The sequence below is a fragment of the Luteolibacter flavescens genome (assembly GCF_025950085.1).
Taxonomy (GTDB): domain Bacteria; phylum Verrucomicrobiota; class Verrucomicrobiia; order Verrucomicrobiales; family Akkermansiaceae; genus Haloferula; species Haloferula flavescens.
This window is the reverse complement of record NZ_JAPDDS010000004.1, coordinates 47513-63116: the sequence shown is the minus strand read 5'-3', so window position 1 is coordinate 63116 and position 15604 is coordinate 47513. Positions and strand designations below refer to the sequence as shown.

Sequence of the window (15604 nt, the reverse complement as noted above, 5' to 3'; positions counted from 1 at the left end):
GCCTGCTACCTGGCATCCCACGCCTTCCAGAATTCCTTTGTCTCGCCCGCATCCGGGATGACCTCGACGAGCAATGAAACGTCGCCCGGCTCCAGCGCGTCGAAGCCGTCTTCATTCGTGATCTTCAGGTAGCGCATGCCCCACATCGCGGCCCAGCCATCGAGGCGCACGTCGTGGGGATTCAGCATGAGGTCCTTCGCCCGGTCGCTCATCGCATCGAGACGCGGCAGGCGGGAGAAGATCTGGCCGCCGCCGTTGTTCACCACCACGAAGACACGGCCCTTTGTCTCGATCTGGCCAAGCCATGCCGGCGCGGCGAGGTCGTAGAGCGCGGTCAGGTCCCCCACGAGGCACCACGAGTCCTCGACGTCCGCCGTCCAGCCCAGCCAGGTGGAAAGCTGGCCATCGATACCGTTCGCACCCCGGTTCGCCCGCACGTCCGTGACGGGCTTGTCGCGCTGGGCAAAGAGATTCCACTCGCGGATGGGCATGCTGTTCCCGAGATACAGCGACGAGCCCGTGGAGGCGTAGGAAGACAGCACGCGCAGCAGGCCCGGCTCGCTGTCCGGATAGGCTTCCAGCAGGTCATCGATCTCCCCGGCGCGGCGCGAAGTACGATGGAAGTAGTCGAGCGCGTCGCCCGCATTTTCCACGTCGCCGAGGCCCTGGATCACACGGCCCACGGGCGAGGTGATGGTATCGCACTTCCGCGCAAGTCCCGGGAAGCCGGTGCGCGTGATGTTCCAAATCTCCGTGTCAGGCAGGTCCTCCAGGTCCCGCCAGAAGCGCCCGCTCGGCACGCCGCCGAGGCGCAGGATCTTCCCCGGTGGGCGATCCTTCAGCATGCGGTCCGGATCCGGCAGGGCGAGCTGGCCGAGCGCCTCGCGCAAGCCGCTGGTGGCCTCCACCGCGACGGGCGCGCCGAGGTCCAGGCAGAAGTGGAAAACGGTCTCGTGATCCTCCGGCTCCAGATCGCCGATCATCACCACGAGCCCGCGGTAGAGATCCTCGCGCAGCCAGCGGGCGAGAACGGCGACAGAGTAATTCGGCAGCGGCGGGCGGAAATTCTCGACCGGCTGCGGCGGCGTCCATTCGCCGGGCTGGAAGTCCTCCTCCAGCTCCACATTCCAGTGCCACGGACCGCGGTGGTTCCACTCGGTCACATCGCCACTCCCCGCATGCTCGCCAAAGATACCCGGCTGGGAAATCGCCTGCGGTGCCCCGGTGCCGCGGAAGCGCTCCGGACGGTCCGCCGTGAGCGCGAGCAGCGGCCGGCCCTGGTAATACGCCTCGATCACCGCGGGCAGCAGCTCAGCGACCGCCGTGCCGCTGGTGGTGACCACCGCGCAGGCCTCGCCCGTGGCCATGGTGCGCCCGAGCGCGAAAAACCCCGCGCTCCTTTCCTCGAAATGCCGCCACACGCGCGCCAGCCCCGCCGCCTCGGCCCGCGCCAACACCTCCACCAACGCCGCATTCCGCGCTCCGGCGCAGACGACGAATTCACGGACGCCGCGGGCGAGGCAGCTTTCAAGGATCGAGCAGGCGGTTTGCCAAGTGGTCACGCGCGGAGCGTGGGAGAAGATGGGCGCAGCGCCAAGACCCCATTGCACGCGCCCGTTTTCCCCTCTGGACGGTGGAGCATTCCGGCCAGATTGTAATTCGGCGCGGGCAGGTCCCGTGTTAGAAAGCTGCCGAAACCCCTGACCAACCCTCATGCCCATAGATCCGGAAATCGTCTGGCTGATCGCCGGTGTCCTATTGATCCTCGCGGAATTTTTCGCGCCTGGAGTAGTGATGGTGTTCTTCGGCGCAGGCGCGATTGCCACCTCGGTGACCACCTGGCTGGGTCTGACGCCGGGGCTGGGCTCGCAGGCGGCGACCTTCGCGATCACCTCCCTGTTGCTGCTTTTCACCCTGCGCCGCTTCGTGAAGAAGTGGTTCGTGGGTCACTCGGCGAATGGCGGCGGCATGGCCGATGACGACTTCACCGGTCGAGAGGCACGTGTGATCGCCCATCTCCCGGGCCGCGGCGAAGACGGTCTCATCGAGATCAAGGGCTCGAATTGGAAAGCCCGCTCCGAAGCTCCCGTCGCCACCGGAGAGACCGTCATCATCGAGCGCCGCGAAGGCCTCACCTTCCACGTCCGCCCCCGCTTCTGACACCACGACTTTTCCCCATCCGCTCATGAATACCCAACTGGCCCTCAACCTCCTCGCCGTGAACAGCGGCAACTTCGGACTGATCTTCACCCTCGGCCTGGTCGCACTGATCGTGGTCGCGCTGCTGAAAACCGCCCGCATCGTTCCCCAGCGCCAGGCCTACGTGGTCGAGAGGCTCGGCAAGTATCACAAGACGCTCGAGGCGGGCTTTCACATCACCGTGCCGATCATCGACCGCGTGGCCTACAAGCACTCGCTGAAGGAAGTGGCGATGGATGTGCCGCCGCAGTTTTGTATCACGAAGGACAACATCGCCATCGAGATCGACGGCCTGCTCTACATGCAGGTGCTGGATGCGAAGCTCGCATCCTACGGCATCGAGAACTACTACTACGCCGCGAGCCAGCTCGCCCAGACGACGCTGCGATCGGAGATCGGCAAGCTGGAACTCGACAAGACCTTCGAGGAGCGCGACACGATCAATGCTGCGGTGATCCAGGCGCTCGACAAGGCGTCCGAGCCGTGGGGCCTGAAAATCACGCGCTACGAGATCGCGAACATCAAGCCGCCGCAGTCCGTGCAGGACGCGCTGGAGAAGCAGATGCGTGCCGAGCGCGAACGCCGTGCGCAGATCGCCCTTTCCGAAGGTCAGCGCGAGGCGCAGATCAACGTGGCCGAAGGCCAGAAGCAGGAAGTCATCAAGCAATCCGAGGCGAAGAAGCTCAGCCAGATCAACGAGGCCGAGGGCAAGGCCCGCGAGATCGAGCTGCTGGCAAATGCCACCGCCGAGGGAATCGTCCGCATCGCCCACGCCATCCAGGAGCCCGGCGGCAAGGACGCCGTGAACCTCCGCATCGCGGAGCAGTACGTGACGCAATTCGGCAACCTCGCGAAGGAGACCAACACGATGATCCTGCCGCAGAATCTCAGCGACATCGGCGGCACCGTCGCCGCCCTCGCCAAGGTGCTCGACACCAGCCGCGGAAACGTGATCGCCACCAATCCGCTCGCCGGAAACCCGAATCCCCCGCCCCTGCGGTAAGACTCCCTGGGAGCGCGGAATTCATTCCGCCCGAATGACCAAACAAAAGCCGGGAAGCGGATCGAACCTGCTTCCCGGCTTTTTTCATGCCTCCGGCGTATATCCCATCACGATGTCGAAGCGCGCCGCCAGCTCGCCGGTTTTCACGCCGGGCAGCGGGAGGAAGTCCACGATCACCGAGGCGCGCTGCTTCTCATCCTTGATGCCGCGGATCACGCCGTCCGTGTCGTTCTGCTTCTCGCCCTTGATGTAGCACTGGGTCGTCCACTTCTTGTGGCCCTTCATCTTCACCGCCACGTGGATGTGCGGCGTGCGGCCGGGATAGCGGACCGGCTTGATGGTGCGGAAGTAATACTCGCCGGTCGAGCCGGTGAGGAAGCGGCCGAAGCCTTGGAAATTCTTGTCGCGCTTTTCCACGCCATCACTGCCCTCGTGGATATAGACGCCGTGGTGGTCCACCTGCCAGATCTCCACCACCGCATTGCGGATCGGCGCGCCCTTCACGTCGGTAACCTTGCCGCTGAAGTGGGTGATCTCCCCGAGCGCGGGCGTGAGGCCATCATTCAGGACGATCAGGTCATTGTCCGTGTCCAGCGGCAGATTCACGGGGTAGAAAGGCCCTTCGGTTTGCCTCGGCGTGAGCGTCAGCGCTTCGGCGAAGGCCCCGGGCACCCACAGGCCCGCGGCCCCGAGGGTGAAGTTTTTCAGCAGGCGGCGGCGGTTGAGGAGGTGCATGGCGGTGGGTGGATCTTGTGAGAACCGAAGCAGATCGTCGATTCCATTCTTCCACAAACCATTCATCTTTAGCGATCCACACAAGAAGCATCCATGGATCCAACTTGAGAAAAGTGAAAATGATCAGGTCTCCGCAGCCCCCCTCTCGCAGAGCAAGCGGGAACATGACCGCCGCAACTACCGGCGGCGGCGCAGGGCGAGAAGTCCAGCCAAGCCGGCCAATGTGGCGCAAGCAGGCTCGGGGACTGGTTCAATGGATGTCAGCGTGACGTTACCATGCAGTCCTATGCTGGTTACGCTTCCTACGGGCCGGGTGACATCCGTGAATAGAAAACTCTGTCCAACCTGCCAGTCTTCGACTCGCCACAAGGACGTTCTCGTATCGTTGGTGTGGATCGTCACCACCTTGCCGCCAGTCAACTTGCCAGTATCGTGAAAGTCAGAGAAATCAATATTGGCGCCTTGGACTGCATCTTGATCATACGTGCTGCCCATGAAGGACTCGGCCAATCCGTCCCCCTTGAGTTCGCTGTAGAAATACTCCACCGTCTGTACGGGGGTGGTAAATTGACCGGCATCACGATCAAAGTCCACTTCAAAAAAGTAGGTTACCGTGGTGACGCCCATGATAACACCGTGCTGGCTTTCAAATATCCTCGAGTCGTCAAAGAGGCTTCCTGAGACGACTCCATCGAAACGGTAAATCACGGATGCCGCTTGCGACGCCGCGCAAGTCAAAAGGGTGACCAGGAGAGGAATCGTCTTTATCATCTTCATCTTGCCTTCTCATATGTAGGCCGCACGGCTCTTGCAATCGCCACCTTGCAGAGGAGCGGAAAGCCACGCTGCCGCACGCTACTCCACTTGCAAACAACCGAGCGGAATTCGCCGGTTTCAAGCGAAGCTGCCCGTCTATCCGCTTGCGCCGGGTGGATTCCTCCGCGCTATTCCACGCATGGCCGACATCTGGTCCGCGGAAAAGCGCTCGGAGGTGATGTCCCGCATCCGCGGCAGCAATACCAAGCCGGAGCTGCTGGTGCGCTCGATGGTGCACCGGCTCGGCTACCGCTTCACCGTCGCCGGCCCGCGCAACAAGTCCCTGCCCGGACGGCCGGACCTGGTGCTGGCAAAACACCACGTGGCGATCTTCGTCCACGGATGCTTCTGGCACGGCCACGAGCACTGCCCGGACTTCAAGATGCCGAGTACCCGCCGCGACTGGTGGGAGGCAAAGATCGCCGGAAACAAGGCCCGCGACGCCCGCGTGGAAAACGAGCTGCACCGGCTGGGCTGGCACGTCGTCACCCTGTGGGCCTGCACCGTGAAGACAAGGGCCGCACGCGAGTGGCTGGAGAAGCGCCTGCCGGTGCTGATCGAGGGGAAGCCGCGGGTGCACCCCAAGGTCCGCAAGGAGTGATCCTCAATTTACTTCACGCATTCATTTCTTCTCCTCCTTCGGTTCGATCTCCTTCAGCGCGACGAGAGAGCTGACGAACCGGAACCCGGTGCCGGCCACCCTGGGCACGTGCTCGAAGCTTCCATTGGGCATGCCCTCGAATCCTCCCGTCTCGTATCCCCAGACCTCGATCGTCTTGCCGGGCGCGGGCTTCGCCACGGGATTGATCTGGAAAGCGCGCCATTTCATCAGGATGGGCACTCCGAAGAGCTTTCCATCAGCGGCCATGATCTCTACCCATTCTTCGGATTCATCCGCCTTGGAGAGTGGCTTGTTCTTGTCCGGGACGAAGGCACGGCACCTGACCCGGAGCAATTTGCCAAAGGGCTCACCTAGCTTTCCCACGAGCGTCTTGTTTTCGTGAAGCTCGTCGATGCTCACCTTTGCCTTCGTCTCCTCCGCGGAGAGGCCTGCAACCCCTGCAGCCAGCATTGCGATGATGATGATAGTGGTTTTCATGTCTGACCTATCATCACGCCGGGTTTTCTGAAAGCAGCCACTTTTTTCCCGTCACCAGCACTGGTGCACGAGGGATTCTCGTAGCGAGGCGCGTCTAAACTTTCTCCTTTCGTAGCGGAACGACTTCGTCGTTCCGGCAGGGTGCGGACCGCCCACACAATCAACGTCGCGATCCCCAAACAAAGCCCGCCCAGCCGGAAGCGCGCAGCGCATCCGCTACGAGCGCATCCGCTACGAAGGGCAAGCACCCACCCCGCCCCTTCCCTCACCTACCCTGGCAGCGTCGTCCGCAGCACCACCGAGTCCACCTCGGCGCGGAGCTGGCCGGCGCCCTGCGGCAGCAGGAAGAAGTCGCCCTTCGTGAAGCGGTTCCCCTCGCAGACCACCGCGCCCTCCGCCACGGAGAAGATCGAAAATCGCCCGATGTCCCGGTTCCCCGCCGTCTCCTCCGCCGCCAGCACCAGCTTCTCCACGCGGAAAAACTCGCACTCCGCGATCACCGTCCCCCGCGCCACGTCCATCCCCGGCGCGAAGTCCTCGAAGTCGATGCTCGCCAGCGACTCCGCCACGTGCAGCTCGCGCGGCTGGCCATCCAGCCCCAGGCGATTCCAGTCAAACACCCGGTAGGTCGTGTCGCTGTTCTGCTGGATCTCGTGGATCAGGAAGCCCGCGCCGATCGCGTGCAGCCGCCCGGAGGCGATGAAAATGGAATCCCCCGCCTGCGGCTCGATCGAGTGGACGCAGTCCGCCACCGTGCCGTCCGCAATCGCCTTCTCGAAGTCCGCGCGCGTCGCCCCCGGCTTCATGCCCACATACAGCCTGGCCCCCGCGTCCGCACCGGCGATGTACCACATCTCCGTCTTCGGCTCGCCGCCCAGCTCCGCCGCTAGATGCACCGGCGGGTGCACCTGGATGGAGAGATCGTCCCGCGCGTCCAGCACCTTGATCAGCAGGGGGAAGCGCTCGCTCTCCGGCAGCCCGGAGCCGAAGATTTCCTCGCGCCGGCCCGTCCACAGCTCGTGCAGCGTCTGCCCCGCCAGGCTGCCGCCCCTCACCACCGACTGCTCCTTCTCCCGGTCCACGATTTCCCAGGACTCGCCGTAGGGCGCGGCATCCGGCAGCGTGCGGCCGTACTTGGTCTCCAGTTCGCGTCCGCCCCAGACGCGCTGCATGTAGAGGGGGCTGAAAACGATCGGTTCCACGCCGCGGAAGATGCCTCCCGCGGGCAAAACCGGAAGCCAGATCTGCGCAATCCCAAGTCACGGGATTGAAAACTAAGGATTTCCAGACCTTCCAGCCCACGAAATCAATCTTGCCCCACCGTCCCATGCGGGGGATGCTCGCCGGGGGAAATCCGGACATGGCAAAGAGTGACAACCGCAAGCGGGGCGAGGCCCCCGAAGTCCCCCGATGGTCCAATGAGGTCGTCGGGGCCATCCTGATTTGTGCGGGCCTCATCGCCTTCCTCTCGGTCATCTCCTACACGCCGCGGGACCTCCCCTCCACCGGCCTCATGGAGGCCTTCGCCGAGCCCACGCCGCCGGGCGAGCCCACGCACAATTTCATCGGCATCGTCGGTGCCTTCCTCGGCTTCGCCCAGGTGTCGCTCTTCGGCGCGGCGGGCTACATCGTGCCGGTCGCGCTCATCTGGTTCGGCGTGGCGAAGCTCGTCTTCGATGCCCGGCTGTGGCCGCGCACCATGCTCGGCTTCACCGTGCTCACCCTCAGCGGTGCCGCCTTCATGCACGCACTCGGCGGCCATGCGGATGACTTCACCGGCCCCGGCGGCGTCACCGGCTACCTGCTCGCGCACTTCATCTTCCTGAAGCTCATCGGAAAGGTCGGCTCGCTCATCCTCCTCGGCGGCACCTACCTCGTCGCCCTCATCCTCATCACCGGCCAGCGCCCCATCAGCTTCCTGAAGGGCTGCGCCGCCATCGTCTCCGGGTGGATCGCCGCCTTCCGCGAGCGCCGCGAACTCACCAACCTCGAGACCGCGAAGGAAGAACTCCGCGCCGCCGAGCGCGAGCGCGAACGCGAGCGCCGCCGCAAGGAACGCGAGACCGGCAAGGTGCCCCCCACCGCACCCGCCGTCACTCCCGAGACCCCGCCAAATTCCCAGCAGGAGCTCCCGCTGCGCGAAACCCCCGCGCCCCAGATCTTCGATGCCTCCCAGCGCCGCATCGAGGCGCCAAAGCCCGGCGACAAGCCCTTCGAGCGGAAGTCCGCCAGCCATCTCTCCCTCTCCACCGCCGGCTTCGAAGACTACGATCTCCCGGGCTTCGACCTGCTCGACGCCCTCCCGGAGGAAGAAGCACCGGAGGCGAACCGCGACGAGCTCCTCGCCACCCAGCGCACCATCGTCGAGACGCTCCGCGCCTTCGGCATCGAGGTCACGCCCGGCGACATCACCCGCGGCCCCACCATCACCCGCTACGAGATCTACCCCTCCACCGGCCTCCGTGTCTCCCGCATCTCCCAGCTCGAGGCCGACCTCGCCCGCGCCACCTGCGCCGAGCGCATCAATATCCTCGCCCCCATTCCCGGCAAGGACACCGTCGGCATCGAGCTCGCGAATTCCCAGAAGGTCTCCGTCCCCCTCCGCGAACTACTACAGGACCCGGAGTTCCGCTCCGCGAAGAAGAAGATCCCCCTCGCCCTCGGCAAGGACGTCTATGGCAAGACCGTCATCGGCGACCTCGCTGCCATGCCCCACCTGCTCGTCGCCGGTGCCACGGGCTCCGGCAAGTCCGTCTGCATCAACTCGATCATCGCCTCGATGCTCTTCAAGTTCGGCCCGGATGAACTCCGCTTCATCATGGTGGACCCGAAGGTCGTCGAGATGCAGATGTACAACAAGCTGCCCCACCTCGTCGTCCCCGTCGTCACCGACCCGAAGAAGGTCGTCGCCGCGCTCAAGTGGGTGGTGAATGAAATGGAGAAGCGCTACCGCGTCTTCGCGAAGACAGGCGTGCGGAATTTCGACTCCTTCAACAACCGCGTCCGCCCGGAGAAAACCGAGACCCCGGCCGAGGAGACCGAGCAGGACACCCCGCCGTGGAATGCCGACGAGGAAGTGGACATGGAGTCCATCGAGTCCATCGCCGCCGCCCTCGAGTCCGGCGAACTCGGACCCGAGGCCGACGAGGACGAGCTGCCCATCGAGGAAGACAAGATCCCGGACCGCTACCCCTACATCGTCGTCCTCATCGACGAGCTCGCGGACCTCATGCAGACCGCCCCGGCCGACGTCGAGATGTGCATCGCGCGCATCGCCCAAAAGGCCCGCGCCGCCGGCATCCACCTCATCATCGCCACGCAGACCCCGCGCGCGGACGTCGTCACCGGCATCATCAAGGCGAATATCCCCTGCCGCATCGCCTTCCAGGTCTCCTCGCAGCTCGACTCCCGCGTCATCCTCGACACGAAGGGCGCCGACAAGCTCGTCGGCAAGGGCGACATGCTCTACCTCCCGCCCGGCTCCGCGAAGCTCGAGCGCTCGCAGGGAGCCTTTGTCTCCGACGAGGAAGTCGAGCGCCTCGTGGACCACTGCGCCGCCCAGGCCGAGCCGAATTTCGAGGTCGATATCCAGCGCTCCATCGACAATGGCGGCGACGATGACGACGGCGAGGAAGACATCTCCGCCGCCGATGAAGAACTCATCATGCGCTGCATCGAGGTCGCCCGCCAGGAGCAGAAGTGCAGCACCTCCCTGCTCCAGCGCCGCCTCCGCCTCGGCTACACCCGTGCCGCCCGCATGGTGGACATCCTCGAAGCCCGCGGCGTCGTAGGCCCCGGCGACGGCGCCAAGCCCCGCGAAGTCTACCTCAAGTAAGCGCCGCGCTGTAGGCGGAGTGCCGCAGGTGCCACGCCGCAGGTGCCACGCCGCAGGTGCTAACGCCGCAGGTGCTAACGGCGGAGGTGCTAACGGCGGAGTGCTTCCGCAAGCGGAGTGCCCCGCCCGCGCCGCTCCCCTGGGAGCGCCGGTCATCAGACCGGCCCGAAGCAGCTCTTCATACCCGCCGCGACCCTGCGCCCCCTGGGAGCGCGTGGCCACCGGCCCGCTTGGAAGGTCGGCGAACTCAGGGCAAAAGCCGCTCGTAGCAAATACCCAAGAGGCGTATCTGTTAGATCACTTCGCCTATCCGTCCAAGCGAGCCGGTGGCACGCGCTCCCAGCAGACAGCTTCCACACAAGGAAGCAGCTCCCAAGGCCGACGGAGACCTTGTGCCATCGTGGTCCGCATCGCTCCGCGTGCGGCGAAGCAGTTCTGGCTGCGGGCTTTGTTATTGTGGCTTCGGGATAGCAGGCACCACGGGGCGGCCTCCTGGCATGGCGGCGATGGCGGCGGGCATCACCCACCGCTCCCCTACCGGCGAACCGCACGCGGAGCGATGCGGACCACGATGGTCTCACGTGCCCCCTTCCCGAAAACCCATCCAAGCAGGCCGAAGCCAGCACTCCGGCTCCGACTTTCCCTAAGCCCCCCTGGGAGCGCGTGGCCACTGGCCCGCTTGGAAGGTCGGCGAACCCAGGGCAAAAGCCGCTCGTAGGAAATCATCAAGAGGCGTGCCTGTTAGATCACCTCGCACGCCCGTCCAAGCGAGCCGGTGGCACGCGCTCCCAGCGGGCTGCTCCCACAACGAAGCAGCTCTCACCCATGGCTCGCCCCCCAATCCGGCCAAATCCAGCGCTCCAGCAGCGGCCCCCATCCTCCATCCTCCATCCTCCATCCTCCATCCTCCATCCTCCATCCTCCATCCTCCATCCTCCATCCTCCATCCTCCATCCGCCATCCTCCGCCTTCCTAGGGCCAAAGGCCCGGCCATCCCTCAGCCCCGGGCAGCGCCCGGGGTAATAGACGGGCACAGATCGGCGGCCTGAAGGGCCGCGATACGTGACAAGCCCGCTCGATCAAACAAGCCCCGCCCGCGCCCCGCACGGAACGCCTTCACGGAAGGCGATCGCCTCGTTGCCTTCCTTCCGGTCGAGACCCACCGAAACGTATCGCAGCCCTTCAGGCCGCCATCGATTCCCCGTCCACACCCGGGCCGATGGCCCGGGCTGAGGAATGGCCGGGCCCTTGGCCCTGAGAACCCCGATCACCCCGCCCTGCCATCACATCCATGCCTTACCCGCTTCGTCCGCTTCACCTCCTCACCCCATCCACCCATCCCTTCTTCATCTGTGTCCATCCGCGTCGATCTGTGGTTGAAAAAATCCCCCAGGTCCCTGGCACAGCACGCTCGCCGGCAAAACCAGTGCACCATCCTCCATCCTCCATCCTCCATCCTCCATCCTCCATCCTCCATCCTCCGCCTTCCCAGGGCCAAAGGCCCGGCCATCCCTCAGCCCCGGGCAGCGCCCGGGGTAATAGACGGGCACAGACCGGCGGCCTGAAGGGCCGCGATACGGGGCAGGCCACTCGATCAAACAAGCCCCGCCCGCGACTCGCACGGAACCCTTTCATGCATGGCCATCTCCCCACAAAAAAACCCGGCCGCGCTTTCGCACGACCGGGCTTGTGATTTGATTCTCGATCAGCGGATCACCCGCTAACCGCTCAAGCGCTCTCGACGGCGTCTTCTCCTTCCGGAGCGGTCGGCACGAAGATCGGCTCGGGCTCTTCCACGGTGAACTCGATCTCGCTGTCGCGGTGACAGTCGAAGCCGGAGCCCGCAGGGATGAGGTGACCCATGATGACGTTCTCCTTGAAGCCCGTCAGGTAGTCCACCTTGCCCAGCGTCGCCGCCTCGGTCAGCACCCGCGTGGTGTCCTGGAAGGACGCCGCGGAGATGAAGGAGTCGGTCTCGAGCGAGGCCTTCGTGATGCCCAGCAGCACCGGCTCGGCTTCCGCCGGCTTGCCGCCGCTGGCCACGATGCCTTCGTTGATGCGGTTGAAGGCCGAGCGGTCGATCTGATCGCCCCACAGGAGCTGGTCGGCATCGCCCGGGTCGGTGATCTTCACCTTGCGCAGCATCTGGCGGATGATGATCTCGATGTGCTTGTCGTTGATCTCCACGCCCTGGACGCGATAGACGGACTGCACTTCGTTCACGAGGTGCTCCTGGAGTTCCTGCGCACCGCAAGCCTCGAGGAGGTCTTCCGGGGAGACAGGGCCTTCCGTGATCTGGTCGCCCCGCTTCACGCGGTCACCATCGGTCACGATGATGTGGCGGCCCATCGGCACTAGGTGCTCCACCTGCTCGCCAGAGTCGGCGTCGGTGACGATGACCTTCTTCTTGCCGCGGACGGTGCCGCCGAAGGAGACATCGCCGTCGATCTTCGCGATCACGCAGGCATCCTTCGGCTTGCGGGCTTCGAAGAGCTCGGCCACACGCGGGAGACCACCGGTGATGTCCTTCGTGCGGGCCACCTTGCGCGGCGTCTTCGCGAGCTGCGTGCCCCCTGCGACCACTTCGCCTTCCTTCACGGAAAGGTGAGCGCCGACAGGGATCGAGTAGGAGGCGCGGACTTCCTTGGTCTTCTCGTCCACGATCACCACCTGCGGGTGCAGGTCTTCCTTGTGCTCGGTGACGACCATGACCTTCTTGCCCGTTTCCTTGTCGGTCTCGTTGGTCACGGTGATGCCGGAGATCATGTCGCGGAATTCCACCTTACCCGGCTTCTCCGTGAGGATCGGCACGTTGTACGGATCCCACGTCGCGACGGTGTCGGCCTTCTTCACGTCCTCGCCGTCCTTGATCTCGATCACGGAGCCGATGACGATCATGTGGCTTTCCAGTTCCAGGCCGTCCTGGTCGCGGATGGACACGGAGCCGTTCTTGTTCAGCACGACCCACTTGCCCTCGGAGCTCTCGACGGTGCGGAGGTCCTTGTAGATCACACGACCGGTGTTCTTCGCCTTGATGATCGGCTGCTTGAAGGTCGCCATGGCCGCACCACCCACGTGGAAGGTACGCATGGTGAGCTGCGTGCCGGGCTCGCCGATCGACTGGGCGGCGATGATGCCGACCGCTTCACCGATCTTCACCGGCTTGCCGGTGGCGAGGTTCAGGCCGTAGCACTTCGCACAGCAGCCGCGCTTCGATTCGCAGGTCAGCACCGAGCGGATCTTCAGCTTCTCATAGCCGATGCGCTCGACAGCCTTGGCCGAGTTCTCGTCCACGAGCTCGTCGAAATCGAGCACGATCTGGCCCGTCACCGGGTCCTTCACCTGCTCGCACGAGGTACGACCGTAGATGCGGAGCGCCAGCGAGGCAGCCTCTTCATCACCGTCATAGATCGGCGCGACCACGATACCGCTGGCGGTGCCGCAATCCTGCTGGGTGACGATGACGTCCTGGGCCACGTCCACCAGCTTGCGGGTCATGTAACCGGAGTCCGCCGTCTTCAGAGCCGTGTCCGCGAGACCCTTGCGGGCGCCGTGGGTGGAAATGAAGTATTCCAGCACGGACAGACCTTCGCGGAAGTTCGACGTGATCGGGCGCTCGATGATCTCACCGGACGGCTTGGCCATCAGGCCGCGCATGCCGGAGAGCTGCTTGATCTGGCTCTTGTTACCACGCGCACCGGAGTCCACCATCATGAAGAGCGGGCTCGCGCCGGGCTTGCCGTCGTTGAACTCGATCTTGCGGTAGAGCGCCGAGGCGATCGTGTCCGTGGCGTGCGTCCAGATGTCCACGACCTTCTGGTAGCGCTCGCCATCGGTGATCACACCGTTGCGGTACTGCTTCGTGACCTTGTCCACCTGGGCGTAGGCGTCGGCGATGATCGCCGGCTTCTCTTCCGGGACGACCATGTCCACGATACCGATCGAGGTGCCGGAGCGGGTGGCTTCGCGGAAGCCGAGGCTCTTCAGCGCATCGAGCGTCTGCACCGTGGTCTTCTGGCCGGACACCTGGTAGGTGCGCCAGATGATGTCCGACATCTGCTTCTTGCCGACGGTGCGGTTGATGAAGCCGAGGCCTGCAGGCCAGATCTCATTGAAGCGGACGCGGCCCGGCGTGGTCTCGAGGATCTTGTTCTCGTGATCGCCATAGACGGTGCCCGGCTTGCCGAAGTTGGGGTTACGGATGCGGATCCACTGGTGGTAGCCCACCTTGCGGGACGCGATGGCAAACTCGACCTCGGAGGAATTCTCGAACAGCGGCAGGTGCTCCTGCTTCTCACGGTCCTTCTGGGTGCGCACCGGCGCCCAGGTCAGGTAGTAAGAGCCGAGAATGATGTCCTGCGACGGCGTCGTGATCGGGCGACCGGACGCGGGCGAGAAGATGTTGTTCGGCGCGAGCATGAGCTGGCGCGCCTCCATCTGGGCCTCCACCGAGAGCGGCACGTGCACGGCCATCTGGTCACCGTCGAAGTCGGCATTGTAAGCCGTGCAGACGAGCGGGTGGACGCGGATGGCCTCACCTTCGATCAGCTTCGGCTCGAAGGCCTGGATCGAGAGACGGTGAAGCGTCGGTGCGCGGTTCAGGAAGACCGGGTGACCCTTCGTCACTTCCGCGAGGATGTCCCAGACTTCCGGGGTCTTGCGGTCGATCATCTTCTTCGCCGAGCGGACCGTGTGGCAGTAGCCCAGTTCCTTCAGGCGACGGATGATGAAGGGCTCGAACAGGGTGAGAGCCATCTTCTTCGGCAGACCGCACTGGTTCAGAGTGAGGTCCGGACCGATGACGATGACGGAGCGACCCGAGTAGTCCACGCGCTTGCCGAGCAGGTTCTGGCGGAAGCGGCCGCCCTTGCCCTTGAGCATGTCGCTCAGGGACTTCAGCGGACGGTTGCCGGCACCCGTGACGGCACGGCCATGGCGGCCGTTGTCGAAGAGCGCGTCCACCGCCTCCTGGAGCATCCGCTTTTCGTTGCGGATGATCACCTCCGGCGTCTTGAGCTGGAGGAGGTTCTTGAGACGGTTGTTGCGGTTGATGACCCGGCGATACAGGTCATTCAGGTCGGAGGTCGCGAAACGACCGCCTTCCAGCGGGACCAGCGGGCGCAGGTCCGGCGGGATCACCGGGAGCACGGTCTGGATCATCCATTCCGGGCGGGACTTCGATTGCGCGAAGCCCTGGGTGATCTTGAGGCGCTTGCTCAGCTTCTTCTTGTTCTGCTTCGAGCGGGTGGTCTCCAGCTCTTGCTCGAGCTTGATGGCCAGGTCGGCCAGGTCCACCTGCGCGAGCAGGTCCTGGATCGCCTCCGCACCCATCGAGGCGCGGAAGGAAGACTCGCCGTAGGCGTCCTCGGCATCGCGGAGTTCATTCTCCGTGAGCAGTTGGCCGCGCTCGAGCGGGGTATTGCCCGGCTCGGTGACCACGTAGTCCTCGTAGTAGATGACGCGCTCCAGGTGGCGTGCGCTGATGTCCAGCACCAGGCCGATGCGGGAGGGCATGCACTTGTAGAACCAGATGTGCGACACGGGCACGGCCAGCTCGATGTGGCCCATGCGCTCGCGGCGCACGCGGCTCAGCGTCACTTCCACACCGCAGCGGTCGCAGACCACGCCCTTGTGCTTGATGCGCTTGTACTTGCCGCAGGCACACTCCCAGTCACGGGTGGGGCCGAAGATGCGCTCGCAGAAAAGGCCGCCCTTTTCCGGCTTGAAAGTACGGTAGTTGATGGTTTCCGGATTCTTCACCTCGCCCTTGGACCAAGAGCGGATGACATCCGGGGATGCGACGGTGATGGAAACCTGGTCAAAGGCTTCCGGCCGCTCGTCCACGCCGAAAAGTTCGCGAAGGTTGGTATCAACGTTCATGCTGTCTTAGGCTTGTTGGGATGTCGGTTCGTGGTTC

10 protein-coding genes are annotated in these 15604 nt (G+C 64.5%); 4 read left to right on the top strand and 6 right to left on the bottom strand.

The window, feature by feature from the left end:
• Nucleotides 1-5: 5 nt before the first annotated feature.
• A complete protein-coding gene (locus tag OKA04_RS08265; protein ID WP_264500676.1) occupies nt 6-1562 on the bottom strand; it encodes a thiamine pyrophosphate-binding protein in 1557 nt (518 codons plus the stop codon).
• A gap of 151 nt (nt 1563-1713) precedes the next feature.
• Here OKA04_RS08265 and OKA04_RS08260 point away from each other — a divergent pair, with 151 nt between their 5' ends.
• Both OKA04_RS08260 and OKA04_RS08255 read left to right on the top strand, forming a co-directional pair.
• Nucleotides 1714-2160 carry an NfeD family protein gene (locus OKA04_RS08260; RefSeq protein WP_264500675.1) on the top strand — a complete coding sequence of 149 codons (447 nt, stop codon included), beginning with the start codon at nt 1714-1716 and terminating at the stop codon, nt 2158-2160.
• Nucleotides 2161-2185: 25 nt separating this feature from the next.
• Nucleotides 2186-3202: an SPFH domain-containing protein gene (locus tag OKA04_RS08255; RefSeq protein WP_264500674.1), complete on the top strand. Its 1017-nt coding sequence runs from the start codon at nt 2186-2188 to the stop codon at nt 3200-3202.
• A gap of 84 nt (nt 3203-3286) precedes the next feature.
• Here OKA04_RS08255 and OKA04_RS08250 read toward each other — a convergent pair whose 3' ends face one another.
• Nucleotides 3287-3937 (bottom strand): dioxygenase family protein, encoded by a 651-nt coding sequence (locus OKA04_RS08250; RefSeq protein WP_264500673.1) that lies wholly within the window; start codon nt 3935-3937, stop codon nt 3287-3289.
• Nucleotides 3938-4114: 177 nt separating this feature from the next.
• Nucleotides 4115-4708 carry a hypothetical protein gene (locus tag OKA04_RS08245; protein WP_264500672.1) on the bottom strand — a complete coding sequence of 198 codons (594 nt, stop codon included), beginning with the start codon at nt 4706-4708 and terminating at the stop codon, nt 4115-4117.
• Between the two features lie 184 nt (nt 4709-4892).
• On the opposite strand from OKA04_RS08245, the gene OKA04_RS08240 reads away from it, so the two are divergent.
• Nucleotides 4893-5354, top strand: coding sequence for a very short patch repair endonuclease (locus OKA04_RS08240; protein ID WP_264500671.1), 462 nt, complete (start codon nt 4893-4895; stop codon nt 5352-5354).
• 21 nt (nt 5355-5375) lie between these two features.
• Here the strand turns inward: OKA04_RS08240 and OKA04_RS08235 are convergent, their stop codons facing one another.
• Nucleotides 5376-5852: a hypothetical protein gene (locus OKA04_RS08235; protein ID WP_264500670.1), complete on the bottom strand. Its 477-nt coding sequence runs from the start codon at nt 5850-5852 to the stop codon at nt 5376-5378.
• A 269-nt stretch (nt 5853-6121) separates the two neighbouring features.
• A complete protein-coding gene (locus tag OKA04_RS08230; RefSeq protein WP_264500669.1) occupies nt 6122-7054 on the bottom strand; it encodes a type I phosphomannose isomerase catalytic subunit in 933 nt (310 codons plus the stop codon).
• 110 nt (nt 7055-7164) lie between these two features.
• On the opposite strand from OKA04_RS08230, the gene OKA04_RS08225 reads away from it, so the two are divergent.
• Complete coding sequence (locus OKA04_RS08225) at nt 7165-9687, top strand: DNA translocase FtsK (RefSeq protein WP_264500668.1); 2523 nt, start codon at nt 7165-7167, stop codon at nt 9685-9687.
• Nucleotides 9688-11415: 1728 nt separating this feature from the next.
• Here the strand turns inward: OKA04_RS08225 and rpoC are convergent.
• On the bottom strand, nt 11416-15567 hold the full coding sequence (rpoC, locus tag OKA04_RS08220; protein WP_264500667.1) for a DNA-directed RNA polymerase subunit beta': 4152 nt from the start codon (nt 15565-15567) through the stop codon (nt 11416-11418).
• Nucleotides 15568-15604 lie beyond the last annotated feature (37 nt).

What these genes read in the sequence shown, in the direction of transcription:
- OKA04_RS08255 (WP_264500674.1), top strand. Translation starts at nt 2,186, where the DNA reads ATGAATACCCAACTGGCCCTCAACCTCCTCGCCGTGAACAGCGGCAAC.
- OKA04_RS08235 (WP_264500670.1), bottom strand. Translation starts at nt 5,852, where the DNA reads ATGAAAACCACTATCATCATCATCGCAATGCTGGCTGCAGGGGTTGCA.
- OKA04_RS08260 (WP_264500675.1), top strand. Translation starts at nt 1,714, where the DNA reads ATGCCCATAGATCCGGAAATCGTCTGGCTGATCGCCGGTGTCCTATTG.
- OKA04_RS08240 (WP_264500671.1), top strand. Translation starts at nt 4,893, where the DNA reads ATGGCCGACATCTGGTCCGCGGAAAAGCGCTCGGAGGTGATGTCCCGC.
- OKA04_RS08245 (WP_264500672.1), bottom strand. Translation starts at nt 4,708, where the DNA reads ATGATAAAGACGATTCCTCTCCTGGTCACCCTTTTGACTTGCGCGGCG.
- OKA04_RS08250 (WP_264500673.1), bottom strand. Translation starts at nt 3,937, where the DNA reads ATGCACCTCCTCAACCGCCGCCGCCTGCTGAAAAACTTCACCCTCGGG.
- rpoC (WP_264500667.1), bottom strand. Translation starts at nt 15,567, where the DNA reads ATGAACGTTGATACCAACCTTCGCGAACTTTTCGGCGTGGACGAGCGG.